Source organism: Ruegeria aquimaris, assembly GCF_025751555.1.
GTDB classification, from domain to species: domain Bacteria; phylum Pseudomonadota; class Alphaproteobacteria; order Rhodobacterales; family Rhodobacteraceae; genus Ruegeria_B; species Ruegeria_B aquimaris.
In genome coordinates, this window is sequence record NZ_JAOWLB010000025.1 from 20,682 (window position 1) to 45,019 (window position 24,338).

A 24,338-nucleotide genomic window follows, 5' to 3' on the forward strand; every position below is an offset into this window, starting at 1 on the left:
GGCACCCGCCAGAGGTCTTGTCACATCGTCTCATTAGTTCACCCGGCGCGACACGATCTGGATCAATATCGACCGGTCGGGGGCTCCTCCGCACTGGCGGCCGCCCCCTTTGGGTCAGCCTTGCAGGGCCTCCCACATTTCCAGGTCGCGCTGGGCGGTCCAGATGCGCGGCGTGTCGATGCCGCGCGCCTCGTCATAGGCGCGCGCCACGTTGAAGGGCAGGCAATGCTCGTAGATTGCGTAATCGGCAAACTTCGGATCGCATTCGGCGCGCACGGCGTCCCAGGCCTCTTTCAGCGAGCCGCCGCGCGCGGCGACGCGTGCCGCCGGGCGATAGGTGCTCTGTACAAAATCGCGGGTGTTCTCGATGGCGGCGTTGACCATCTCTTTGCCGACCAGCGCATCGCCGCGTCCCGGCGCAATCGCGTCCACATCGAACCAGGCGATGTTGTCCAGCGTATTGCCCCAGTCGTTGAAATGCCCGTCGCCGCAATAGCAGGCCGAGTGATATTCGACGATATCGCCGGTGAACATCACGTTCTGATCCGGTACATGGATCACCGCGTCACCCGCCGTATGGGCGCGGCCCAGATGCATGATGTCGACCCGGCGATTGCCCAGGTAGACGGTCATGCTGTCCGAGAATGTGGTGGTGGGCCAGGTCAGGCCCGGAATGCTCTCATGCTCCTCGAACAGGCGCGGAAAGCGTTGAAACTCGCTGTCCCAGTCCTCTTGCCCGCGTTCCACCACCATCGAACGGGCGGTGTCGGACATGATCACCTGACCCGCGCCAAATGCGCTGGCGCCCAGCACGCGCACGGCGTGATAATGGGTCAGCACCACATGGGAAATCGGCTTGTCGGTGACCTCGCGGATACAGTCGATCACCTTTTGCGCCAGGCGCGGAGTGGCCTGCGCTTCGACCACCATCACACTGTCATCGCCGATGATGACGCCGGAATTGGGGTCGCCCTCGGCGGTAAAGGCGTAGAGCCCTTCACCCACCTCGGTAAAGCTGATCTTCTTCTCGCTCATGTCGCCCTGCGACGCGAATACCTTGGCCATGTGTCAGTCCCTTTCCAGGAATTCCAGCCGGTTGCCAAAGGGGTCTTCGGCAAAGAACCGGCGGCGGTTCTCGATTGTGTCGTCCCAGCGCGGGCTCTGGCCAAGGGCCTCGATCCGCGCGGCGACGGTGTCTATGTCAATGACGGCAAAGCCCGGATGGGCCTTGCGTGCGGGGGTGAAATCGGGCTCCAACCCCAGATGCAGTTCGGCGCCATTGAGCGCCAGCCACAGCCCGCCGCGCGCCTTCAGCGCACCGGGCTTGGCGATCTCGACCAGACCCAGACCCGCGCACCAGAAGGCGCGCGCCGCGTCCTCGCCCCCGGCGGGGATCGCGATCTGGATATGGTCGAGGGCCAGGGTCATGGGCGGCTCAGCCCCAGGTCTTGGCGGGCAGGATCTGGCCCACGCAATCGCCAAAGCCGACGGTATAGCCGTCGCCGCGCGCATTGCCGCGCAGGGTCAGCGTGTCGCCATCCTCGATAAAGCCGCGAGTCTCGCCGGTCTCCAGCGTGAAGGGCTCGCGCCCGGCCCAACTGAGTTCCATCAGCGAGCCGAATTCGCTGCGCTCCGGCCCCGAGATGGTACCGGAGCCCAACAGATCGCCCGCATTCATCGCGCAGCCACCAATGGCGTGATGGCAGAGCTGCTCGGCCGCCGAATAATACATGCGGCTATAGTTGGTCCTGGCAATGACCGAAGCGCGGTCGGCGCCTTCGGGCTGCATCAGAACCTCTAGCTCGATGTCGTAGAGCCCGTCCTTGCTGCCGCTCAGATAGGGCAACAGCTCTTTCTCACGCGGCGGGGTGGGGGCGCGGAACGGCTCCAACGCCGCCGCCGTCACGATCCATGGGCTGATCGAGGTGCCGAATGCCTTGCCCTGGAACGGCCCCAGCGGCTGATACTCCCAGCCCTGGATATCGCGCGCCGACCAGTCGTTCAGCAGCACATAGCCAAAGATCATCGCGTCGGCCTCGTCCACCGTGATCGGCTGGCCGAACTCGGACCCGGTGCCGACGATGGCGCCCATTTCCAGCTCGATATCGAGCCGTTTCGAGGGGCCAAAGGACGGCATCTCGGCATCGGGGGCCTTCGTCTGGCCGTTGGGGCGATGGATCGGCGTGCCCGACACCACGACCGAAGAGGCGCGGCCGTTGTAGCCGATCGGGATATGCAGCCAGTTGGCCGGCAGATCGGGCGAACCGCGCAGGATGGCGCCCATGTTCTGGGCGTGCTGACGACCGGCATAGAAGTCGGTGTATTCGCTAACCACCAGCGGCATGTGCAGCACGGCCTCGGCCATCGGCACAAGCAGCGGTTCGATAGCCTCCTGCTCTTTCGACCCTTTGGACAGCAGCGCGGTCAGACGTTCGCGCAGGGCGGCCCAGACGGCGGGGCCTTCCTCCATCAGATCGTTCCAATAGGGCACGTCGAACAGCGGGTAGTCGGTCAGCGCGATCAGGCCCTCGGCCTCGGCGGCGGCCATGTCGAGGATCATGTCGCCGATGGCGACGCCACAACGGGGTTCGTCCTCGCCGGTCGAGAAGACGCCATAGGGCAGGTTGTTCAGCGGAAACGGGTGATTGGCGCTATTGGCCGAAGCCACCCAGGATTTCAAAAGGGGCATGTTGTCTCCAAACGCATGTCACGGGCAGGGCCGAGATTTTTCGTAGAAAAATCCGGGCCCCTCAGCCGCAGCCTATTTCTTGCCAGGGGTGCCGTCGAATTTCTTCTCCAGCGAGGTCCAGCAGTCGATGTAATCGTCCTGCAATGGCGCTTCCTTGGCGGCGAATTCGGTCAGGTGCTGCGGGAAACGGGTCTCGAACATGAAGGACATGGTCTGGTCCAGCTTGTCGGGGCCGAGATTGGCGTTCGACGCCTTCTCGAACGCTTCCTTGTCCGGCCCGTGCGGCAGCATCATGTTGTGCAGGCTCATCCCGCCGGGAACAAAGCCCTGCGGTTTGGCGTCGTACTGGCCATAGATATTGCCCATCAGCTCGGACATGATGTTCTTGTGATACCACGGCGGGCGGAAGGTATCTTCCATCACCATCCAGCGCTCGCGGAACAGGACAAAGTCGATATTGGCGGTGCCCGGCACGCCCGACGGTGCGGTCAGAACGGTGAAGATCGACGGATCGGGATGGTCGAACAGGATCGCGCCCACCGGGCAATAGGTGCGCAGGTCGTATTTGACCGGGGCGTAATTGCCATGCCAGGCCACCACGTCCAGCGGGCTGTGACCGATCTTGGTGGTGTGAAACTGGCCGCACCATTTCACGGTCACGGTCGAGGGCGCCTCGCGATCCTCGAACGCCGCCACCGGCGATTTGAAATCGCGCGGATTGGCCATGCAGTTTGCGCCGATCGGGCCACGGCCCGGCAGCTCGAACTTCTGGCCATAGTTTTCGCAGACAAAGCCACGGCAAGGGCCTTCCAGCACCTCGACCCGGTAGACGAGGCCGCGCGGCAGGATGGCGATTTCCTTGGGTTCGACGTCGATGATGCCCAGCTCGGTGGCAAAACGCAGCCGGCCTTCTTGCGGCACCACCAGCAGCTCGCTGTCGGCGGAGAAGAAATAGTCGTCCACCATCGACTCGGTGACCAGATAGATATGGCTGGCCATGCCGGTCTGGGTGTTCACATCCCCTGCGGTGGTCATGGTGCGCATGCCGGTGAGCCAAGTCAGCCCCGCGCCCGAATGCGCCACCGGATCCCAGCGGTACTGGCCCAGGCTGATCACATCGGGGTCGATGCAGGGGGCCGATTTCCAATAGGGCAGGTCGATCTTTTCATAGCGGTGCGAATGCTTGACCGAGGGCCGGATGCGATAGCACCAGGTTCGCTCGGGGCGGGTCGCGGTAAAGGCGGTGCCGCTCAGCTGTTCGCCATAAAGGCCATAGTTGCATTTCTGCGGGCTGTTCATGCCCTGGGGCAGGGCGCCGGGCAGCGCCTCGGTCTCGAAATCGTTGCCCCAGCCGGGCATGTAACCCTCGGTTGTGCCGACAGTGGTGGCCGCCTGGGTCAGTTGATGCGGGTCGATCGGACGGTTCATTCGCGCGTTCCTCCGTTTGCTACTTGTCGGATAATAGTTGATTTTGTAACTAACAAGCATGACAAAGACCAAAATACCCGAAAATGATGACTTCGATCTGCGAAATTTCCTGCCTTTCCTTCTGAATCAGGCGGCGGAACAGAGTTCGCTCGAGTTTCAGCAGATCTATAAGAATCGCTATGGCATGCTGCGTACAGAGTGGCGGGTGTTGTTTCACCTCGGCACGCACGGCGAAATGACGGCCAAGCAGATTGGCGAACGCGCCTTGATTCACAAGACCAAGGTCAGCCGCGCCGTGGCCAAGCTGGCGCAGCGTCGATACCTTACACGTACACGTGATGAGGCAGATCGGCGATCCGAGCAATTGGCGTTGACGGCGGCGGGGCAGGCGGTCTACCGGGAGCTTCGCGGTATCGCCGAGCGGTATGACGAGCGGATGGCGGCGCATTTCACCAAGGGTGAAGCGGCCCTGCTCAGGATGATGCTGCGGCGTCTGGCCGGAATGGATTGATCCGTTGCGGTCTGTGGTGCGGGTTGTGGCGATACCATATCGGCTGTGGCCGATACAGGAGCGATGTGATGAGTGACGGTGATGCAAGACAGGCAACCGCAGGGCAGTTGCAGGACTGGCTGGTTCAACGCGGGCTGGAAGGCGCGCGGCAAGACGAGTTGCTGCACGGATATTGCGAACGCCTACTCGAACTTGGCGTGCCCCTTTACCGCCTGCATGTCGCCCAAAGCGCCTTTCATCCCAAATACGGAGGGCTTGGGTACAACTGGTATCGCGACCGGGGCGTGTCCAGCGACAAATACGGGTATTCCGAGACCCCGATCGAGGCATGGTTGCGCAGCCCGCTCTATCATCTGCTCGACAGTGGCGAGACCGAGTATCGCGAGCGCCTGCTGGAGACAAACGCAGAAAGCCGCTTTCCCATATTGAATGAGCTGCGCGCCAACGGGGCCACCGATTACTTCGCGGCGGGTGTCATCCTTGAAAAGCGCGTGCCCTTCGAAAAGATCGACCCGCAAAATACGCCTGAGGGCGTGCTGATCTCGTGGTCCAGTGACGGGTCGGCGGGCTTTGCCGAGGCGGACCTAGATTTGGTGCGCGCTTCGCTGCCGCAACTGGCGCTGGCGCTGAAATCGGCGGCCAACCGACAGATGGCGGGCGACCTGCTTCAGGTCTATCTGGGGCGCGACGCGGGGCGGCGGGTTTTGTCGGGCGAGATCCAGCGCGGCTCGCTTCAGCAGATCGACGCGGTCTTGTGCTACTTCGATCTCAAGGATTTTACCGCGCTGACCGAGCGCACCCCCGGCCCTGAGTTGATTGCCATGCTGAACGAGTATTTCGGCATGGCGGTCAAAGTGATCCAGGGGCATGGCGGCAATATCCTCAAGTTCTTGGGTGACGGGATATTGGCGATGTTCAACCTCGAAACGCCGGAACGCTCCGCTGCAGCGGGGCTTGATGCGGCGGTTCAGATGCGCCGGGGTATGGCGGAGGTCAACGAGACGCGGCTGGCGCGCGGAGAAACGGTAACCAGCGTCACCCTGGCGCTGCACGCCGGAGAGATCTTCTATGGCAATATCGGTGCCGACAACCGGCTCGACTTCACGGTGATTGGCCCGGCCGTGAACCTCACGGTCCGCCTGTCGGGACTTCACAGGTCGGTTGGTCGAAACATCATCCTGTCCGAACCGGTGGCACGGTTTGCCAAGCCGACCGGGCATGACCTGGTCAGCCTGGGCCGCTACATGCTGCGTGGCGTTTCCGAGCCGCAGGAACTGTTCACGATCTACGAAGGCGCGCCGTGCGAATAGCCGCGCACCGGATCAGAAGTCGATCTCGACACCCGGCAGCTTGAGCGCCTTCATCATGTCGCGCAGCTCCTGCCGGGCGGCGATGTTCGAGATGTTGAGCTGCTTGACACCAATATCCTTGAGATCGAGCAGGGTCAGCCCACGCGGGAACAGCTCGCGAAAGATCACGCGCTCGGAAAAGCCGGGTGCGATGCGAAACCCGATGCGGCTGGCCAGCATCTCTATCGCGCGCTCCATCTTCTCCTTGTTGACCATGCGCTGGGTCCCGACCCGGTTGCGTACGATGACCCAGTCAATCGGCTTCAGCCCGGCCTGGGCGCGCAGCTGACGGGCATTCCAAACCATTTCCGAGTAGACCGAGGGTCCGAGGATCCGTTCACCGTTGGAATCGATACGAGCCAGCAGGTCGAAATCGACAAAGCTGTCGTTGAGTGGCGTAACCAGCGTATCGGCAAGTGAATGCGCGACCTGGCTGAGGCGGGTATGCGAGCCAGGGCAGTCGATCAGGATGAAATCGCTGTCTGCCTCCAGCCGCGATACGGCAGCCGAAAGCCGGTGATCGAACACGTTCTCACCCGGCTTCAGCGCGGCAGCGTCGATCTCGGGCAGATCATGGTTTGTCGGCGATGGCAGGTCCAGTCCCGAGCTTTTCAGGAACGCCGCCCGGTTTTCAAAGTAGCGGCCGAGGCTTCTTTGGCGCAGGTCGAGGTCGAGGGTATTCACTTTGTACCCCAGCCGCGCCAGGGCGCTGGCGACGTGCATGGATACGGTGGATTTTCCGGCACCGCCCTTTTCGTTGCCGACGACGATGATATGCGCCATTGCCTGCGTCCCCTGATCTCCGAGCAGTTGCTCCCCCGGTGTTGAAGCGCACTATATGTTGTGGGTGTTGGGAAGGGAAGCGGTCACGTTGCCTTGACGTGCCCGGACCGGTTCCGCGGGCCGGGTCACGAGGGCAAGGACCAAAAAAACCGGTTTTGTACGGCAAATTGGCCGTTTTGTCCCTGTGCCACAGGAGGAATTGACCGTTTTGTACAGGCCCGGTCCGGGCCTGCCGCCGCATCACAGGCAAGAGTCAGGCCAGCAGGTCAGCCACCTCCGAGCCGATTTGCAGGTTGATACTGGACTGCCCCGCGCCATCGACCAGCGCCCACATGATCTGGCCGGTGGGGCGGAAAGTCACGAAGGCTTCCGCAATGGTATCGTCGCCCGAGCGTTCGCCTTCGGCGTTTGCTGCGTGGTTGAATTGAACCAGGAACTGGTCCCTGGTGGCAGAGGCGATGCCGAACAGCAGCACGTCGCCCTCGGCTGCGGTGTAATCCTGCAGCCAGTCCGAGCCGTGGCCCGCGACGCCGACGTGAAAGAACCTGTCGGCCCCGGTGCCTCCGTTAATGCGGTCGGACCCGAATCCGCCGTTGAGGAAATCGTTCCCCGCATTCCCGAAAATGATGTCGGAAAAGGCAGAGCCGGTGATGACATCGTCGCCATCTTGCCCGCGCAGGTCATCAGCCCCGGCTCCGCCAGCAATGGTGTCATTGCCGCCCATGCCAAAGATCAGGTCGTTGCCGTGGCCGCCATCCACACTGTCGTTACCCTCCCCGGCAAAGATGACGTCTCGCAGATCGCTTTCACTGTCGCCGCCAATGATCGTGTCGTCGCCGTCGTCACCGACGAGGTTGTCGGCCCCGTCGCCGCCGTTCAGGAGATCATTGCCGCCGTCGCCCGTGATGGTGTCGTCGCCATCGCCGCCATCGAGCGTATCGTCGCCGCTGCTGCCAATGAGCCTGTCGTCGCCGTCGCCACCCGACAGGCTGTCATTGCCCTCAGCGCCAAAGAGAATGTCCGTGCCTGCGCCACCCAGCAACACGTCGTCGCCGTCGCCGCCATCGAGGAAGTCAACGCCGTTGCCGCCGTCCAGCACATCGCCGCCGCCATTGCCATTGAGCGTATCGTCGCCGCTGCTGCCAATGAGCCTGTCATCGCCGTCGCCACCCGACAGGCTGTCATTGCCCTCAGCGCCAAAGAGAATGTCCGTACCTGCGCCACCCCGCAACACGTCGTCGCCGTCGCCGCCATCGAGGAAGTCAACGCCGTCGCCGCCGTCCAGCACATCGCCGCCGCCATTGCCATCGAGCGTATCGGGTCCGTCCCCACCGGAAATGACGTCGCTCATCGCCAGACCCGTGAGGTAATCGCCGTAGGCGGTCCCCTCTTGCATGAAGCCGACCTGTTCGCCGAAGGGCGTCGGCGCGAGCGTGGTGATCGTGCCGCGCGCGGCCAGGAGGTTTCCGCTTTCGTCGGTTGGCGACCAGACGGTGAGAAACCGCAAGTTCTGGTGCAGCGGATCGACAAGGGCCGTGAACGTGAACGTGCCACCCAACCCCGTGGTTCTCTGGCCCACGAGGTCGGAAATGACCGCGCTTCCGCGTTCGTTTCCATCGAAATCGAAAAAGATCACCTCTGCTGCGTCGATGATCCCGGACGTACCCCTGGGGCCACCCTCGATAACGACAAGGACGGCAAAGCCAAGACCGGGCACCTCGACCACCCTGGCTTCGACGAACCCGAACCCGAGAAAATCGTTTGTCAGTGTCCGTATCGCGCCGGAGTCCGGCTCGATCAGATTGATCTGGATGCTGCCAAGAATGTTGCCGCCCTCGGTAATGCTCTGGCGCTCGCGCGTGATGCCTACCTCGACAACCGAGTTGCCCGCAGCGGTTTTGATACTTGACGAAAAATCGACATTCCTCGGATTGGCGTAGGTCGGCACAAGACCATCTTCCGTGGTGAAGGAGGTCGCTTCGATCAACTCGCCACGTGTGCCGCTGAAACTGAAGGGAGCGACCAGTCCGAACCCGCCATCAAGGATGAAACTCGGGGCTTGGGTGCGCAGCAGGACGGGCGGATCGAGCGGTCTGAGCGTTTCGCTGTCGACCCGGGAAATAAAGAACCCCGCTTCGTCAAAGCCTTTCAGCCACAGGTCGGGACTGCCGGGAATGGCCGAGAAATTCGGTTGCGGGTCCAAACTGCCCAGAAAGATCCTGGCCGGCAAGATGAACGCACCGGTTTCATTGCCGGATGCGTCGAACAGAGTTGCGTGGGTTCGACCGCTGTCCGGGGAGGAATCGTTGATCTGCGACAGCACGGCAAAGCCGCCGCCGTCGCGCTCGACCATCGAAATGGCCCTATGTGCAAGGATAATGTCGGCATCGATCCGCGATGCACTGCCGTCGGGTCCAGCACCAAAGACGGCCAATTGCTCTGGTGCGGCATCAATCCCGGCCAGCAAAGCGGCAAAGCCGCCGTTCACCAAGGCCTGAACGGATTGGACGAAGAACGCATCGGCTGTGGATTCGATCTGGAAGGATGTCATGATCAACCCGTTTGAAAAGTCTCGGGTTGCCGGACTTGGGCCCGATCAGCGTGACGCTAGGCGCGCCCCCCAGTTCGTGTCAATCGACTTCATTCAGGCGTCCCGACAGCCTGCTAGCAGGCCAGAAACGGACCTTTGTCCGGGGATCGCCAACGTTGTCCGATCAGGCCGTAGGTTCCGATCCGGAACCGCCCTTGGCGCGCGCCGTAAGCCTGTTCCGTCCAAGGGCACGAAGAGTTCATGCCGGTTGTTCAGTACGCACTGATTGAGTATGCCCAGCGCTTGTGCCGGAACGTCTACGAGAATGAACAGGAAGCTTGTCAGGGGTATTTGCAACGGCTCTTGGCACAAGAAGCCCGGGTTGGCAGAGGCATTTGCCCTTTCGGATCGCAGCCTTCCCAAGCGCCCTTGAGGTGAAAAAGGGCAGATCTTAGTGTCAAGTCTACTTAGGCAGGGAGATTGGAACTTCTTCCAATCCAAGTTATCAGGTATCAGCTTCTCAGGCCAAGAGGTCGAACACCTCGCTGCCGATCTGGAGGTTGATCGACGACTGCCCCGCGCCATCCACCAGCGCCCACATGATCTGACCCGTCGGGCGGTAGATCACGAAAGCCTCCTGCACCGCATCGTCGCCCGCACGCTCACCTTCGGCGTTCTGGGTATGGGCGAAGTTGACCTGGAAATCGGCGCGGGTGGCGGCGGTATTGCCGAACAGGAGGGCATCGCCCTCGGCAGAACTGTAATCCTGCACCCAGTCCGACCCGTGGCCTTCGACTCCGACATGGAAGAACTTGTCGGCGCCCGAACCGCCATTGATGCGGTCATGGCCAAAGCCGCCATTGACGAAATCGTTCCCGGCGCCGCCAAAGACCAGATCCGAGAAGGCGGAACCGGTAATCACATCATCCCCGTCCTGCCCCTGGATCTCATCGACGCCAAAGCCGCCCGCGATAGTGTCGTTGCCGCCCTGACCGAAGATGAGGTCATTGCCCGCGCCCGCATCGACGCTGTCATTGCCCTCGCCCGCATAGATCACGTCGCGCAGGTCATCCTCGGACGGGCCGCCGATGAGGGTGTCATCGCCATCGCCGCCGTTGAGCGTATCGGCGCCGAGCCCGCCATCAAGACTGTCATTGCCCGCCTCGCCGAGTAGCCGGTCGTTGCCATCGAGGCCCAGGATGGTGTCGTCTCCGGTGTCTCCGGTCAGGACCTCGGCCGTGTCGGAGCCGGTGATGGTCCGGCCCGCGGGCGCGACATCCTCGAATGTCAGCGCGATGGTTTCGGAACGCGCACCGCCCGCACCGTCGGTGACACGCAGGGTGACCTCTGCGGCGGTTGCCCCGGCCAGACCGGCGGCCAGAACGAGGTTGCGGCCATCGAGCGCGAAAAGTCCACCCGCGTCATCGGTGAGCGCAAGGGTGAGCGCCTGATTGTCGGGATCGCTGAGGCCGACGGTGCCGACGCGGGTTCCCGGTGCCGCGTCATTGCCGATAGTCGCGGCGAAGAACACCGGCGCGTCCGGGGCGCGGTTTTCGGTGCCAAAGGCCACCAGCGCGATCGGGTCGGAGCGGCCCCGGGTGATGATATCGGAAATGTCGGTGTTGATGTCGGCCACTTCGAACGTGCCTGCAGGCGTGCCGTCGGTCAGCCAAAGCTCGCCGCCGCCGTTGAAATAGACATAGTCGCCCGCCGCGAAGAGACCGCCCGCGGAGACATTTTCCGCCAGCATCCGGGTGCCGTCGGGGGTACCATCGGTGATCCAGAGGTCATTGCCCGTCGCCCGGTCGTCATTGGCGCGGAACACGACGCGGCTGCCGTCGCCGATGGGGGTGAATTCGCGCTCGCCCACGAAATCGGTGTTGCCGGGGGTCAGGTCGGCCAGCTGGACGGTGCCGGACGCGGTGCCGTCGGTGATCCAAATTTCCTCGCCGGTGGTGCCATCGTCGGCCTCGAAGATGATCCTGTTGCCCAGCCGCGTCAGTTCGGCCGGGTCGGAGCCTTCGAGGCCCGGGTTTATGTCGACCAGCAGTCGGGTACCGGTCTCGGTGCCGTCACTGACCCAGAGTTCCCGGCCACCGCTGGCGCCGGGCCGGAACCCCCCGTAGGCGCTGAACACGACCGTGTCGCCCAGAACGGTTATGTCGTTCGGGGAACCGGACGTCGATCCGCCCGCGATATCGGCGACTTGCACGGTACCGTCCGCCGTGCCGTCGGTTCGCCAGAGCTCGATCCCGAATTCCGTGGTCTTGCCGCTGAAATACATGTGCGGCCCGGCGGTTCCGGTTTCTTCCAGGAAGGTGACGCCGCTCTGATTGGGGCTTTCGGGGATCAGGGCCTTGACCAGGCGGGTTCCGGCTTCGGTGCCGTCGCTGCGCCACAGTTCCAGCCCGTTGCCGTCATTGGCCCGGAACAGAAGCCCGTCCTGGAAGGCCGTGAAAAACTGACCGGCGCCACTGCCGGGACCCGGGTTGATGTCGCGCAGCGCCCGGGTTCCGTCGGCGGTACCGTCACTTGCCCAGACCTCGCCGCCCAGGTCCGGGTTCAAGGCGGAGAAATAGAAGGTGCCGTTGATCGCGCGGATCTCGGTCGGGTCGGCATTGCCGGTGCCGGGATGGATGTCGGCGACCCGAGACGCCGCGTTCACGCCATCGAGACGCCAGAGCTCGGAGCCGCCGGTTTCTTCGCTGGCCCAGAAAACCACCGTGTCGCCAATCGCCGCGGCGTAGGAGTCGAAGACCGACAAGGCGTCGCCCGGTCCCGGGTTGATGACAATCTGGGTGACCGTCCGGCTGCCAAGCTGGGTCACGAAGGCTTCGCGCCCTTCCGACCCGTCATCCGCCGAGAAAAGCAGATATCCCGCCACGTTTCTCCCTCCTCAAGCATTTGATAATGCCCGAGGGTAACATGGGCGGTCGCGATTACCAAACCGGTCCGCCGGGCGCGCCGGGCATGCCGGCGCGGCGCGGGCTCAGCCCAGCAGGTCGAACAGATCGCTGCCGATCTGCAGGGTGATGCTGGACTGGCCCGCGCCATCCACCAGCGCCCACATGATCTGACCCGTGGGCCGGTAGATCACGAACGCCTCCATCACGTCGTCGTCGCCCGCCCGTTCGCCTTCGGCATTTGCGGTATGGGCGAAGTTGACCTGGAACTGTGTGCGGGTGGCTGTTTCGTTTCCGAACAGCAGCATGTCGCCTTCGGCTGCGCCAAAGTCCTGCACCCAGTCGGAACCATGGCCCTCGACCCCCACGTGAAAGAACTTGTCCGCGCCAGTGCCGCCGTTGATCCGGTCGGAGCCGAAGCCGCCATTGACGAAATCGTTCCCGGCGCCACCGAACACGAGGTCGGAGAAGGCCGAACCGGTGATCACGTCGTCGCCGTCCTGACCTTGCAGCTCATCCACGCCGAAGCCACCGGCGATCGTGTCATTGCCATTGCCGCCGAATGCAAGATCATTGCCATAGCCACCGTCAATACTGTCCGCGCCGTCTCCGCCATAGAGGATGTCGCGCAGGTCCTGGATGGACGTTCCTCCGATGAGGTGGTCATTCCCGTCGCCGCCATTCAGCGTGTCGAGCCCATCCCCTCCGTTGAGGGTGTCATCGCCACCAAGGCCAATCAATCGGTCATTGCCGAGGAAGCGGAACTCTTCGCTGGGCTCGGCGATGTCGTCATAGGTGTCGTCGCCTGTGACAACCCATGGCTCTTCATTCAGGACCCGGTCGAGAACCTCGGATTGAAGTCGCCCCCTGGCGATGCTCCCCTCGGTGCGATCAAGCAGATCGAACAGGGTCGATGCATCCAGGGAAAGACCGGTGATCTCGATCCTTTTCGTGATGATCAGCGGGTCGTGGATATACTCGCCAAAGGTCGCTGTGTAATAAAAGAAGCTCTCGATTTGCCCGGTCAGGAACGCAGGACCGGAATCGGGCGCATCTACGCCGCTGCCGATGATATCGACGCCTTCACTGAATATCGAACCGATCTTGGCCAGGCCGGGTTCTGCCGTGAGGGAGGTAATTCCATGATACCTGAGCAAGTCCACGAAATTCTCTGCCAGCCACGGAAGATGTCCTCGAAAACTTAGCTCCGGCATGTCATTCCCCCCTTATGTCTTTGAATTCCTTAGATTAACCAGATCAACTCTGAAAGGCTCGGCCAAGGCCGTTCCTTTGCCTTGATCCCGGGAAACATAGCAATTTTTCTATTTGTATGAACAGGCTCGGTCGTGACCACCCAATAGTGTGTCCTGAGTGCACCAATTGTTCGCTATCGTTGATCCTGCACCGCGTCGTTGCCCGCGCCGCCGAAGATCAGGTCGGATCAGGCCGAGCCGGTGACCACGTTGTCGCCGCTTTGCGCAAAGGCGCCCCTTATGCACCATATGTCCGTTTGTCGATGTCAATTGCAGAGAGTTCCGCGGCACAGGCAGAGAGAAACGTGGCCTCGGCGTCAGATTGGCGACGGGCGGGATTGCTGACCAAATAGATGTTTACCAGCGGCAGGTCGTCGTATGGCGGCAATTGCCGGAGGCGTCCGGCGGCGACGTCCTGCTTGGCGACGTGCAGCGGTAGTGCCCCGATGCCGACATTCGCCATGATCATGCGCCGGATTTCATTCAAGCTGGAAGAAACGCCACGCCAGCTATCGGCCAGCCTGAGGCGTGTGCGCAGTCTGGATGTGGCCGCAAGGGGGCCGCCTTCGGCCTCGGTCTGAAACGCGACGAAAGGCTCGCCCTCGAGATCGGCCGGATCAATCTCTTTCACCCCGAACAGCGGATGGCGTGCCCCGCAATACAGCCCGAAATACTCGCGATACAGCACCAGGGTTTCCAGATTCTTGGGAGGTTTGGAAAGCAGGCAAAGCCCGAAGCTTGCCCGGTTTTGCGAGACGATCGTTTCGACCTCGTTACTTTCAAAAACTGAAAACGAGTAGGTCACATTGGGATGGGCCTTGGTGAAGCTGTTCAGGAAATCGTCGAAATGATCCGAAATCACATGGCTGGTTGTCGCAATCGTCAGGTGGCCGCGCAGCTCGGCATGGGCCGCGTCCAGGAGCGAAGGGAGCTGCGACACCGACCCAAAGATCTTGGCGCATTCCGTGTACAGAACCTGACCCGCCCGCGTGACCGAAAACTCGTTGGGTTTCCGTACCACAAGCGTCTGCCCCGCGTGTTGTTCAAGCCGCTTGAGCGCCGCCGAGATGGTTGGCTGTTTCAAGCCGAGAAAGTCGGCCGCCTTGGATATGCCGTGCTGTTCGACCACGACCATGAAGGTGCGCAAGAGATTCCAGTCGAGGTTCCAGGGGAAGCGGTGTTTGTGCGGCTCAAGCATAGATTTCATCTATATTGAAGATACTTAATATCTATTTGCGCAATATTGAGTGCCATGCAAGGTTTTTGCCAGTGCGGACGATTCCGCAGCGCGGTGCCGGAACAGGCCGATAGCGTGACATTACCAGGGAGAAGAACGAAATGACTGCTCGCCGTACCATTTTGAAATCTGTATTTGCCGCTATCGGTCTTGCTGCATTCGGCATGACTGTTGCCGCCGAAGAGCTGGACACACTGAAAGAAAAAGGCGTGATCCGCATCGCGATGTCGGGCGCCTATCCTCCGTTCAATTTCGTCAACGATCAAAACAAGGTTGTCGGTTTCGACCCGGCCATCGGCACCGAGATCGCCAAGCGGATGGGGCTGGAAACGGAAATCGTAACCACCGCATGGGACGGGATCATCGGTGGCCTGCTGGCGAACAAGTATGACGCCATCGTCGGGTCGATGACGATTACGGCGGAACGCGACGAAGTTGTCGACTTTGTCGGGCCCTACTATTCGGACAAGCGCGCGATCTTCACCAAGCCGGGCTCGGGCATTGCCAGCCTTGACGATCTGAAGGGCAAGAAGGTCGGCCTGACGCTTGGGGAAACCCACGAGGATTGGGCGCGCGAAAAGGGCTATGACATCAACACCTACAAGGGCCTGCCCGAGCTGCTGCTGGAGCTTGAAAACGGACGGGTCGACGCCATCGTGAACGACTCGATCGCGGCCATTCTGGCGATGACCGAAAAGGGCCAGGCGTTCGAGATGTTCGCGGATCCGACCACAGAGCCCTTTGGTGCCGGCATTGCCATTCGCGAAGGCAACCCGCAGCTGGCGGCGGAAATGCAGAAAGCCCTGCAATCCATGATGGACGATGGCACCTATCTGGCCATTGCCAAAGAGTGGATTGGCGCAGACATTCGCTAAGGCGTCCTATCCCCGCCGCCCGGGCGGCGGGGAGTTTCTGCTGCAATGTTCCGACCAGATCGCCAAGGCCCCCCCCCGATCATCCGGCCTCTGACGCGTCTTGTGTCGCGCCGGAACGTCGGTGCGACCGCCGGTTCCATAAGATAGAGTGATGTCACGCGAGAGCGGCCCGGCAAGATCCCGGCCGGAAACCCAAAGGAGTGAGACATGGACCTGGAACTGATGATGAAGGTCTATCCCTTCTTTCTGGAGGCCGCGTGGGTCACCGTTCTGCTTTCGGTCCTGACCGCCATCCTGGGGTTGATCTGTGGCACACTCGGGGCCGCCGCGCGGCTGTCGCGTCACGCGATACTGAGGTTCGCGGGCGCCGCCTATGTCAGCGTGTTTCGCGGAACCCCCGCGCTTATCCAGTTGTTCATTCTGTATTTTGGCGGCCCGCAGATCGGCATTCAGCTTGACGCGTTCGAAGCGGGTGTCATCGGATTGGGCATCAACGCGGGCGCCTATATGACCGAAACGATCCGCGGGGCAATCATCGCCATCGACAAGGGCCAGCGCGAGGCGGCACGCACCCTTGGGCTCAGCAGTTGGCAGGCAACCTACAAGGTGATCCTGCCGCAGGCCGCACGCCTGATGGTGCGCCCGCTTGGCGTGAACCTGAACATGCTGATCAAGGCGACCGCGCTGGTCGCCGCGATTGCGGTGGTCGAACTGACCTACACCGCGCAACGCTATATCGGCTCGACCTACAAGCCGTTCGAAATGTTCCTGCTCGCAGGGGTTCTATACATGATCATCATCTACGCGACCGGCCGCGGCGTTGCCTGGCTGGATCGCAAAGTCCAGATCACCTGATCGGAGAGGGCAGACAGATGGGCCTCGATTTCTCCATTGTTCCCAAATATCTGGACATCATCTTGTTGGGTGTTGCCTGGACCATCGGGATCACGGTCGCCGCCGCCTTGTTGAGCTTTGTCGGTGGTATCATCTTTGCGGTGACCGCCCTCTATGCGCCCTGGATCATTCGCCAGCCGTTCCGTCTGATCGAATGGGTCTTCATGGGCACTCCTTTGTTGCTGCAACTGTTCCTGATCTATTTCGGACTGGTGCAGATCGGGATCGACCTGCCTGCCTTTGTCGCCGGTATCATCGGGCTGGGGCTGCATTTTGCCGTCTATAACTCGGAACTGATCCAGACGGCGATTCTGGCGGTGGACAAGGGCCAGATGGAAGCGGCCCGCACATTGGGGCTGAGCCGGGGGCAGGCCCTGCGCAAGGTGGTGATCCCCCAGGCGGTGCGCGACGTCATTCCGCCGATCGGCAACAACATGATCGCCCTGCTGAAAGACAGCGCGCTGGTATCGGTGATCGGGGTGAGCGAACTGACGCTGTCGGCGCAAAGGGTGATCGGCAAGACATATCGTCCCTTCGAGTTCTACATCCTCGCCGCCGCATTCTACTACGTCATCAATCTTTGCATGGAATGGGTGCAGCGCAAGATCGAGCGCCGCATTTCCATCTCTCGCTGACACAAGAGGCCCATCATGAGCGAACAGACAAGTTTTGTCGAAATTCGTCACGCCCAGAAATCCTTTGGCGCGCTTGAAGTGCTCAAGGATATCAGCCTGAAGGTTTCGCGTGGCCAGATCGTCGGCATCATCGGTTCGTCGGGCTCCGGCAAGTCCACGCTGCTCAGGGCGATCAACGATCTGGACCCTTTGACTGGCGGCGAGATCTGGCTGGACGGGGTGCAGGTGAACAAGAAGCTGCCACACCGCCAGTATGAAAAGCACATCAACGAGATGCGCCAGCAGGTCGGCATGGTCTTCCAGCATTTCAACCTGTTCCCGCATATGACGGCCCGCGAGAACGTGACCATGGCGCCGAAACTGCTCAAGGGGATGTCGCAGGGGGATGCCGACAGGCTGGCCGAGGAGCAGCTCGACAAGGTCGGCATGCTGGAGCGGATCGACTATTACCCGTCGCAATTGTCCGGCGGGCAAAAGCAACGGGTTGCCATCGCCCGGGCGCTGGCCATGAAACCCAAGCTGATGCTGTTTGACGAGGCCACCTCGGCGCTTGACCCGGAACTGGTCGAAGAAGTGAACCTGGTCATGAAAAAACTCGCCGAAGAGCACATGACCATGATCATCGTCACCCATGAGATGGATTTTGCCGCCTCGGTCTGTGACCGGGTTCTGTTTATGGACAAGGGCGTGGTGGTCGAAGAGGGCCCACCGGAAGTGCTGTTCAAAAATCCGACACAACCCCGGACCCGGGAATTCCTGCGCAAACATCTGGAAGGTGCCAAGTGAGCGACGCGGCTTCGTATCTGTTCTATCAAACCCGCAACCCGCGCCCGTTTCTCGACCGGGGGGAGGGGATCTATCTGTTCGACGAGAACGGCAAGCGCTATATCGACGGATCGTCGGGGGCGATGGTGTCCAATATCGGTCACTCGAACCCGCGTGTTCTCGCCAAGATCAAGGCGCAGATGGACAAGGCCACATTCGGCTATCGCCTGCATTTCCGTACCCATCCGTCCGAGGATCTGGCCGCAAAGACAGTGTTGCTGATGCCCAGGGGGCTGGACCGGGTGTTCTTTGTCTCCGGCGGCTCGGAAGCGGTGGAAAGCGCCGTGAAGCTGGCCCGGCAACATGCCCTGACCCAGGGCCAGCCGAAACGTTACAAGGTCATTTCGCGGTTCCCGTCCTATCACGGATGTACCTTTGGCGCCTTGGACCTGACCGGTTACGATCCGCTGCGTGAGCCTTTTGCGCCGATGATGCGCGGGATGCCAAAGATCGCCGCACCCGCCACCTATCTGGACCGCGACAATCTCAGCGAAGCGCAGCGCGGGCTGAAATATGCCGAGCTTCTGCGGGACAAGATCATCGCCGAAAGCCCGGAAACGGTGCTTGCGTTCGTCATGGAGCCTATCGGCGGCGCCTCGACCGGTGCGCTGGTGGCCCCGGACAGCTATTACGGGCGCATCCGGGAGATCTGTGACGAGTTTGGCGTCCTGCTGATCTATGACGAGGTCATGACCGGTGCGGGCCGTACGGGCAGGTTCCTTGCCGCCGAGCATTGGGGGATCACCCCGGATATCGTGGCCATGTCCAAGGGATTTGGCGCTGGCTATGCGCCGCTTGGGGCCATCGTCGCCGGCGCCCGTCTGGTCGAGCCGGTGCTCGATGCGGGAGGGTTTCTGCACGGGTTCACCTATGCCGGAAATCCGCTGGCCTGTTCGGCGGGACTGGCCGTGCTGGAAGAGTTGGAAGAGCAGAACCTGATCGAAAACGCCGCCCGTATGGGCGAGGTACTTATGGCCCGGCTGCGCGAGTTGATGGACCGCTACCCCTTCATCGGCGATGTGCGGGGCAAGGGGCTGTTGACCGCGTTCGAACTGGTCTCGGACCGCGAAACGATGGAGCCGCTGCCGACCAAGCTCAACGCCTATGACCGTCTGGTGGAACTGGCCTATGCGCGCGGTCTGATCATCTATTCCCGCCGCACGCGTGGCGGTACCTCTGGCGATCATTTCCTTGTGGCTCCCCCCCTGATCATCACCGAGACCCAGATTGACGATATGATGGTGATCCTGCGTGATGCTCTGGACGCATTCGCAAGCGAAACGGGCCTGCCCGTGTCCGAGGAGGCCGCGTGAGACTGACCGACAAGCAATGCAGCATCGAAGACGCCATCGCCCGGATTCAGGACGGCGCCACGGTGATGCTGGGCGGGTTTGGTGTTCCGGGCACTCCTTTTGCCCTGATCCGGGCGCTTGTGCGCCATGGCGCGCGTGATCTCACAGTCATCAAGAACGATGCCAACGAACCGGACATGGGTGTCGATCATCTGTTGCGGAGCGGTCAGGTCGCGCGGCTGATCACCACCCATCTCGGGCTGAACGGTCACGCGATTGATCTGATGAACAAGGGCAGGATCAAGGTCGAGTTCAACGCCCAGGGCATTCTGGCCGAACGCATCCGCGCGGGTGGCGCGGGGATTGGCGGGTTCCTAAGCGATATCGGCATCGGCACCGAACTGGCCGAGGGCAAACGGATGATCGAGTTCGGCGGCAAGACCCATGTCATCGAACCCGCCCTGCGTGCCGATGTGGCCCTGCTGCACGCAGCGCGCGCCGACAGTTTTGGCAATCTTGCCTACGCGGCCACCGCGCGGAATTTCAACCCTCTGATGGCCATGGCCGCCGATTGCGTCATCGTCGAGGCCGAAGCCGTGCTTTCGCTTGGCGCGCTTGACGCCAACGACATCCACACGCCCGGCGTGTTTGTCGATCACGTCACGGAACTGGCTGCTTTGTCCGAGGAATACGCCGTTGTCCAACGCTAATGACAGACTGGCCGCGCGTGCGGCCCGCGAAATCCGGCCGGGCATGGTGGTCAACCTTGGCATTGGTCTGCCGACCAGGGTGGTCAATCATTTGCCTGGGGACTTTCCCGTGTGCCTGCATGCGGAAAACGGTTTGACCGGGATCGGGCCGACCCTGCCCCCCGATCGGGCCGACCGGAACCTGATTGATGCGGGCGGGGCCTATGTTTCGACCATTCCCGGATCGGCGTTTTTCGACAGCGCAACCAGTTTTGCGATGGTGCGGTCCGGGCGGCTGGACCTGACCATGCTTGGTGCGTTCGAGGTCGCGGCCAATGGCGATCTGGCAAACTGGAAGATCCCCGGAAAGTTCTCGCCGGGCGTGGGCGGAGGGATCGAACTGGCGCAAAAGGCGCGGCGCGTTGTTGTCCTCACCACCCATACCGACCGTGCGGGCAATCCCAAGCTCACGGAATGCTGCACCTTGCCGCTGACGGCGCGGGGTTGCGTCAGGCGGATCTTTACGGATCTGGCGGTGATTGACGTGAAACCCGACGGCTTTCACCTGATCGAAACCGCCCAGGGCGTGAGTGTGGCCGAGATCAAAGAGGCCACCGGAGCGCCGCTGATCGTTTCTGAAACACCACTCCCAAGCTTTTGAGGTCGCACATGCAAACCGATCTGAAAACCCGCCTGTTCGATGCCGTAGACAGGGCCTTTGACAGGCAAATCGCGTTTCTGGCCGAACTGACCGCGCACCCGTCTCTGCGCGGGCAGGAACAATCGGCACAGGATTTCATGGCGGCCGAATTGAGCGCGCGCGGCTACGAGGTCGATCGTTGGCAGATCGACGTGGAGGACATCCGGCATCTGCCGGGGTTTTCTCCGGTTCTGGGGCCGTATGAAGATGCGGTGAATGTGGTTGGCACGCACCGCGCCAGAACGCGAAAAGGCCGCTCGCTGATCCTGAACGGACATATCGACGTGGTGCCCGCCGGGCCGTTGGACATGTGGGACAGCCCCCCCTTTGAGCCGCGCGTCGCGGATGGATGGCTTTACGGGCGCGGTGGCGGTGACATGAAGGCGGGATTGGCGTCGAACCTGTTTGCGCTGGATGCGCTGACCGCGTGTGGGGTGGCTCCGGCGGCGGACGTGTTCTATCAATCGGTGGTCGAAGAGGAGTGCACCGGCAACGGTGCATTGGCCTGTCTCGCACGGGGCTACACCGCCGACGCGGCGCTGATCCCAGAACCCTTTGCCGAACAGCTTGTCACCGCACAGCTTGGCGTGATCTGGTTCCAGGTTCATCTCAAGGGGCTGCCGACCCACGTGGCCTATGCCGGTAGCGGCGCCAATGCAATCGAGGCCGCGATTCCCGTGATTCAGGCCCTGCACGAGATGGAGCATCGCTGGAACGCGGCGGAAAACCGCCATTCCGACTATGCCCATATGGATCATGCGCTGAACCTCAATGTCGGCAAGTTCCAGGGGGGCGACTGGACCAGTTCGGTGCCGGCATGGAGCACCTTTGACGTGCGCATGGCGATCTTTCCCGGCCAGTCGATCGACGCGGCAAAGGCTGAGATCGAACGGGTCATACTCGACGCGGCGCGGGGCAACGACTTTCTGCGTAACGCCTTGCCCGAAGTTGTTTATCACGGTTTTCACGCCGAGGGCTACGCGCTGTCCGAAGACGGGTCTGAACGGGCCGCATCCGCAATTGCGGCGCTGGATCAGGCGCATCACACTGCTACCGGGACACCCCTGGTGCGCGAGGCGATCACCGCCACGACCGACGCGCGCTTCTTTGGTCTCTACGCGGATACGCCCGCGCTGGTTTACGGGCCACGCGCCGAGGCGATCCACGGGTTCAACGAACGTGTCGAACTGGAAAGCATGCGCCGCGTCACCAAGGCAACGGCCCTGTTCATTGCCGATTGGTGCGGCATCGAAGAGCGTTGAGGGGGTGACCGAATGCGCAAGGCGGTTGCCGTTCCGCCCGCCCCCGTTGGCACGGCCTATGGCTGCGCGTGCGGTCGGTTTGTTTGAACTATTCTGAGGGAGCTTCCCATGACCGTTCTAACCCAGGAACAAGTTGCAACGCTGACGGTCCTTCGTCGTGAGCTTCACCGCAAGCCCGAAGTCTCGGGCGAAGAGGCCGAGACGGCAAGACGCATCGCGCAGGAACTGACGGCACGTGGGGCCGACTGGATCTGGCAGGGGCTCGGTGGGCATGGCGTTGCAGCGGCCTTTGATGGCGTGACCGATGGTCCGACCGTGCTCTTGCGCTGTGAACTCGACGGGCTGCCGATCCATGAGATCAACGACATCGCTCACAAATCCGAAATCGAAGGCAAGGGGCACCTCTGTGGCCATGACGGGCATATGGTCTCGATGCTGGGCGTCGCCACGGCGCTTGCCAATCGCCCGGCAACGGGCCGTGTGATCCTGTTGTTTCAACCCGCCGAAGAAACCGGGGCAGGGGCGAAAGCGGTGATCGAAGATGCGCGCTGGCCAGAGCTTCGCCCCGATTATGCGTTTGCGTATCACAACGTACCGGGCCGCCCGCTGGGTGAGGTCGGATTGCGCGCGGGCCCGAGCAACTGCGCCTCGCGCGGGATGCAAATCCTGCTGGAGGGGAAGAGCTCTCACGCCGCGGCGCCCGAAGACGGGGTTTCCCCTGGCCCGGCCATGGCCGCGCTGATGCAGGCCTTGCCGACTCTGAGCACCGGTACGATCGAGGACGAGGGGTTCGCGCTCGTCACGCTGACGCATGCCCAATTGGGAGAGCCGACCTTTGGTATCGCGCCCGGGCGGGGCGAGTTGCGGGTGACCCTGCGCTGCATGACCGACGCGCGCATGGATGCGCTGGTGTCCGACGCCATTGCGCTGGTCGCGCGGCATACCGATGACCTGTCCGTCGATATCCGCTGGCACGATATCTTTCTGTCGGTGACCAACGACACCGAGGCGACCGGTGTCGCACGACGCCAGGCCAGCGCCCAGGCCCGTGCCCTGTACGAGATGCCGGCCCCAATGCGCTGGTCCGAGGATTTTGGCCGTATCGGCCTGGATGGGGCAAAAGCCGCCATAATCTATCTGGGTGCGGGTGAGACCCACCCCCAGCTGCACAATCCCGATTACGATTTTCCCGATGCGCTGATCCCGATCGCGGCCGATCTGTTTTGTGGAATCATCACCGAGATGCTGGGACCCTCGCAGGTCTGATCATGGCCCAGGCTTCGATTCCAAGCTCCTGGTGTGAAATCCACTGCGATCGGATTTCCAGCAATCTTGAACTGGCCCTTGGGCTTGTGCCCGATGGTGTTGAATTCTGCGCGGTGATGAAGGCGGATGCCTACGGGCACGGGATCGGCCGGGTGGTTCCGTTGCTTTTGGAACAAGAGGTCGGGTGTATCGGTGTCACCTCGAACGCCGAAGTCCGCGCCGTGCGCGAAGCGGGGTTTTCCGGCAGGCTTATCCGGCTGCGCGCGGCGACGCCGGAGGAAATGGCCGGGGCGCTGGCGGACCATGTCGAGGAACAAGTCGGCTCTGTCTGGGCAGCCCGGCAGTTGCGTCAAATCATAGGCGGCGGCGGGCGACCGGCGGGTGTTCACCTTGCCCTCAACTGCGATGGCATGTCCCGGGACGGATTGGAGATGTCAACCAAAGCCGGACAACAGGAGTGCCGTGAAATCCTGGAGACGATCGGCCAGAATATCGTTGGCATCTGCACGCATTTCCCAACGAACGAGCCGGTGCCGCTCGGGCAAAGCGCGGATCGGTTTTCGCGGCAGGTGGCCTGGGTCTGCGACAACAGCGATTTGAAGAGATCGGACCTGCTGGTCCATGCGGGCAGTACGCTGACATTGCTGTCGGGCGAACCGGTGGAAACCGACATGTACCGCTGCGGAGCCATTCTTTATGGCTTCTTGAAACCCGAACTCGGCTTTCGTGCCACCATGGAGCTCAAGTCACGGGTGGTTCATCTGGGCGATTACCCTAAAGGCGCGACTGTCGGCTACGATTGCGACCGGCGTCTGGACAAGGACTGCCGCCTGGCCTGCATTTCAATCGGCTATGCTGCGGGATACGGCCGGATCGCACATGACTGCGGAGCGGTCCTGATCCGCGGCAAGCGCGCGCCGGTTCTGGGCAAGGTTTCCATGAACTCCATCGTCGCGGACATCACCGAGATTGGCGAGGCTCAGGTCGGCGACGAAGCGACGGTGTTTGGCGGAGACGGCCCAAACACAATTGGCCCGGAGATGGCCGTTTCACAATTTGGTACCATCTTGCCGGATTTGTTTTCCGACTGGGGATTGCGCAATCCCCGGGCTTATCGCCGGTAAGCCCCTGTAAGCTCTCGACCACGATCCCCCGATCGAGATGACAGGCGGGACCGGGTGGCGGCGTCTTACCAATACGCCGCCGAGCACTTCGGT

21 protein-coding genes are annotated in these 24,338 nt (G+C 62.0%); 12 read left to right on the top strand and 9 right to left on the bottom strand.

Annotated features, from left to right (window positions below; all coding sequences use genetic code 11):
• Positions 1-114: 114 nt before the first annotated feature.
• The 4 genes from OE747_RS21830 to hmgA form a co-directional block, all read right to left on the bottom strand.
• Positions 115-1,065, bottom strand: coding sequence for an MBL fold metallo-hydrolase (locus OE747_RS21830; protein ID WP_263830580.1), 951 nt, complete (start codon positions 1,063-1,065; stop codon positions 115-117).
• A 3-nt stretch (positions 1,066-1,068) separates the two neighbouring features.
• Positions 1,069-1,428, bottom strand: a complete 360-nt coding sequence (locus OE747_RS21835) for a VOC family protein (RefSeq protein ID WP_263830581.1) — start codon at positions 1,426-1,428, stop codon at positions 1,069-1,071.
• Positions 1,429-1,435: 7 nt separating this feature from the next.
• Positions 1,436-2,689, bottom strand: a complete 1,254-nt coding sequence (fahA, locus tag OE747_RS21840) for a fumarylacetoacetase (RefSeq protein WP_263830582.1) — start codon at positions 2,687-2,689, stop codon at positions 1,436-1,438.
• A gap of 72 nt (positions 2,690-2,761) precedes the next feature.
• Positions 2,762-4,117: a homogentisate 1,2-dioxygenase gene (gene hmgA, locus OE747_RS21845; protein WP_263830583.1), complete on the bottom strand. Its 1,356-nt coding sequence runs from the start codon at positions 4,115-4,117 to the stop codon at positions 2,762-2,764.
• Positions 4,118-4,175: 58 nt separating this feature from the next.
• Here hmgA and OE747_RS21850 point away from each other — a divergent pair, with 58 nt between their 5' ends.
• Complete coding sequence (locus OE747_RS21850) at positions 4,176-4,628, top strand: MarR family winged helix-turn-helix transcriptional regulator (protein WP_164130220.1); 453 nt, start codon at positions 4,176-4,178, stop codon at positions 4,626-4,628.
• A gap of 68 nt (positions 4,629-4,696) precedes the next feature.
• Positions 4,697-5,938, top strand: coding sequence for an adenylate/guanylate cyclase domain-containing protein (locus OE747_RS21855; RefSeq protein ID WP_263830584.1), 1,242 nt, complete (start codon positions 4,697-4,699; stop codon positions 5,936-5,938).
• Between the two features lie 12 nt (positions 5,939-5,950).
• On the opposite strand, the gene OE747_RS21860 is transcribed toward OE747_RS21855, so the two are convergent.
• From OE747_RS21860 to OE747_RS21880, 5 genes are all read right to left on the bottom strand, one after another.
• Positions 5,951-6,760 (bottom strand): division plane positioning ATPase MipZ, encoded by an 810-nt coding sequence (locus tag OE747_RS21860; protein ID WP_263830585.1) that lies wholly within the window; start codon positions 6,758-6,760, stop codon positions 5,951-5,953.
• Between the two features lie 253 nt (positions 6,761-7,013).
• Positions 7,014-9,311: a calcium-binding protein gene (locus tag OE747_RS21865; RefSeq protein ID WP_263830586.1), complete on the bottom strand. Its 2,298-nt coding sequence runs from the start codon at positions 9,309-9,311 to the stop codon at positions 7,014-7,016.
• Between the two features lie 499 nt (positions 9,312-9,810).
• Complete coding sequence (locus tag OE747_RS21870; RefSeq protein WP_263830587.1) at positions 9,811-12,174, bottom strand: hypothetical protein; 2,364 nt, start codon at positions 12,172-12,174, stop codon at positions 9,811-9,813.
• A 105-nt stretch (positions 12,175-12,279) separates the two neighbouring features.
• Positions 12,280-13,356: a calcium-binding protein gene (locus tag OE747_RS21875; protein ID WP_263830588.1), complete on the bottom strand. Its 1,077-nt coding sequence runs from the start codon at positions 13,354-13,356 to the stop codon at positions 12,280-12,282.
• A 328-nt stretch (positions 13,357-13,684) separates the two neighbouring features.
• Positions 13,685-14,644 (bottom strand): LysR family transcriptional regulator, encoded by a 960-nt coding sequence (locus OE747_RS21880; protein WP_263830589.1) that lies wholly within the window; start codon positions 14,642-14,644, stop codon positions 13,685-13,687.
• Positions 14,645-14,847: 203 nt separating this feature from the next.
• On the opposite strand from OE747_RS21880, the gene OE747_RS21885 reads away from it, so the two are divergent.
• The 10 genes from OE747_RS21885 to OE747_RS21930 all read left to right on the top strand — a co-directional run bounded on the left by OE747_RS21885 (position 14,848) and on the right by OE747_RS21930 (position 24,245).
• Positions 14,848-15,558, top strand: coding sequence for a transporter substrate-binding domain-containing protein (locus OE747_RS21885; RefSeq protein ID WP_263830590.1), 711 nt, complete (start codon positions 14,848-14,850; stop codon positions 15,556-15,558).
• A 207-nt stretch (positions 15,559-15,765) separates the two neighbouring features.
• On the top strand, positions 15,766-16,413 hold the full coding sequence (locus OE747_RS21890) for an amino acid ABC transporter permease (RefSeq protein ID WP_263830591.1): 648 nt from the start codon (positions 15,766-15,768) through the stop codon (positions 16,411-16,413).
• A 17-nt stretch (positions 16,414-16,430) separates the two neighbouring features.
• Complete coding sequence (locus OE747_RS21895; RefSeq protein ID WP_263830592.1) at positions 16,431-17,087, top strand: amino acid ABC transporter permease; 657 nt, start codon at positions 16,431-16,433, stop codon at positions 17,085-17,087.
• A gap of 15 nt (positions 17,088-17,102) precedes the next feature.
• Positions 17,103-17,873, top strand: a complete 771-nt coding sequence (locus tag OE747_RS21900) for an amino acid ABC transporter ATP-binding protein (RefSeq protein ID WP_263830593.1) — start codon at positions 17,103-17,105, stop codon at positions 17,871-17,873.
• A complete protein-coding gene (locus OE747_RS21905) occupies positions 17,870-19,225 on the top strand; it encodes an aminotransferase family protein (RefSeq protein ID WP_263830594.1) in 1,356 nt (451 codons plus the stop codon). Before OE747_RS21900 ends, OE747_RS21905 begins: the two co-directional genes overlap by 4 nt.
• Positions 19,222-19,914, top strand: a complete 693-nt coding sequence (locus OE747_RS21910) for a CoA transferase subunit A (RefSeq protein WP_263830595.1) — start codon at positions 19,222-19,224, stop codon at positions 19,912-19,914. The genes OE747_RS21905 and OE747_RS21910 overlap by 4 nt, the downstream gene beginning before the upstream one ends.
• The gene (locus OE747_RS21915; protein ID WP_263830596.1) at positions 19,901-20,554 is read left to right on the top strand and encodes a CoA-transferase subunit beta; all 654 of its coding nucleotides are present in this window, start codon (positions 19,901-19,903) and stop codon (positions 20,552-20,554) included. The genes OE747_RS21910 and OE747_RS21915 overlap by 14 nt, the downstream gene beginning before the upstream one ends.
• A gap of 8 nt (positions 20,555-20,562) precedes the next feature.
• Positions 20,563-21,855, top strand: coding sequence for an ArgE/DapE family deacylase (locus OE747_RS21920; RefSeq protein ID WP_263830597.1), 1,293 nt, complete (start codon positions 20,563-20,565; stop codon positions 21,853-21,855).
• Positions 21,856-21,963: 108 nt separating this feature from the next.
• The gene (locus tag OE747_RS21925; RefSeq protein WP_263830598.1) at positions 21,964-23,121 is read left to right on the top strand and encodes an amidohydrolase; all 1,158 of its coding nucleotides are present in this window, start codon (positions 21,964-21,966) and stop codon (positions 23,119-23,121) included.
• A gap of 2 nt (positions 23,122-23,123) precedes the next feature.
• Positions 23,124-24,245 carry an alanine racemase gene (locus OE747_RS21930; protein ID WP_263830599.1) on the top strand — a complete coding sequence of 374 codons (1,122 nt, stop codon included), beginning with the start codon at positions 23,124-23,126 and terminating at the stop codon, positions 24,243-24,245.
• The last annotated feature ends 93 nt before the right edge of the window (positions 24,246-24,338 follow it).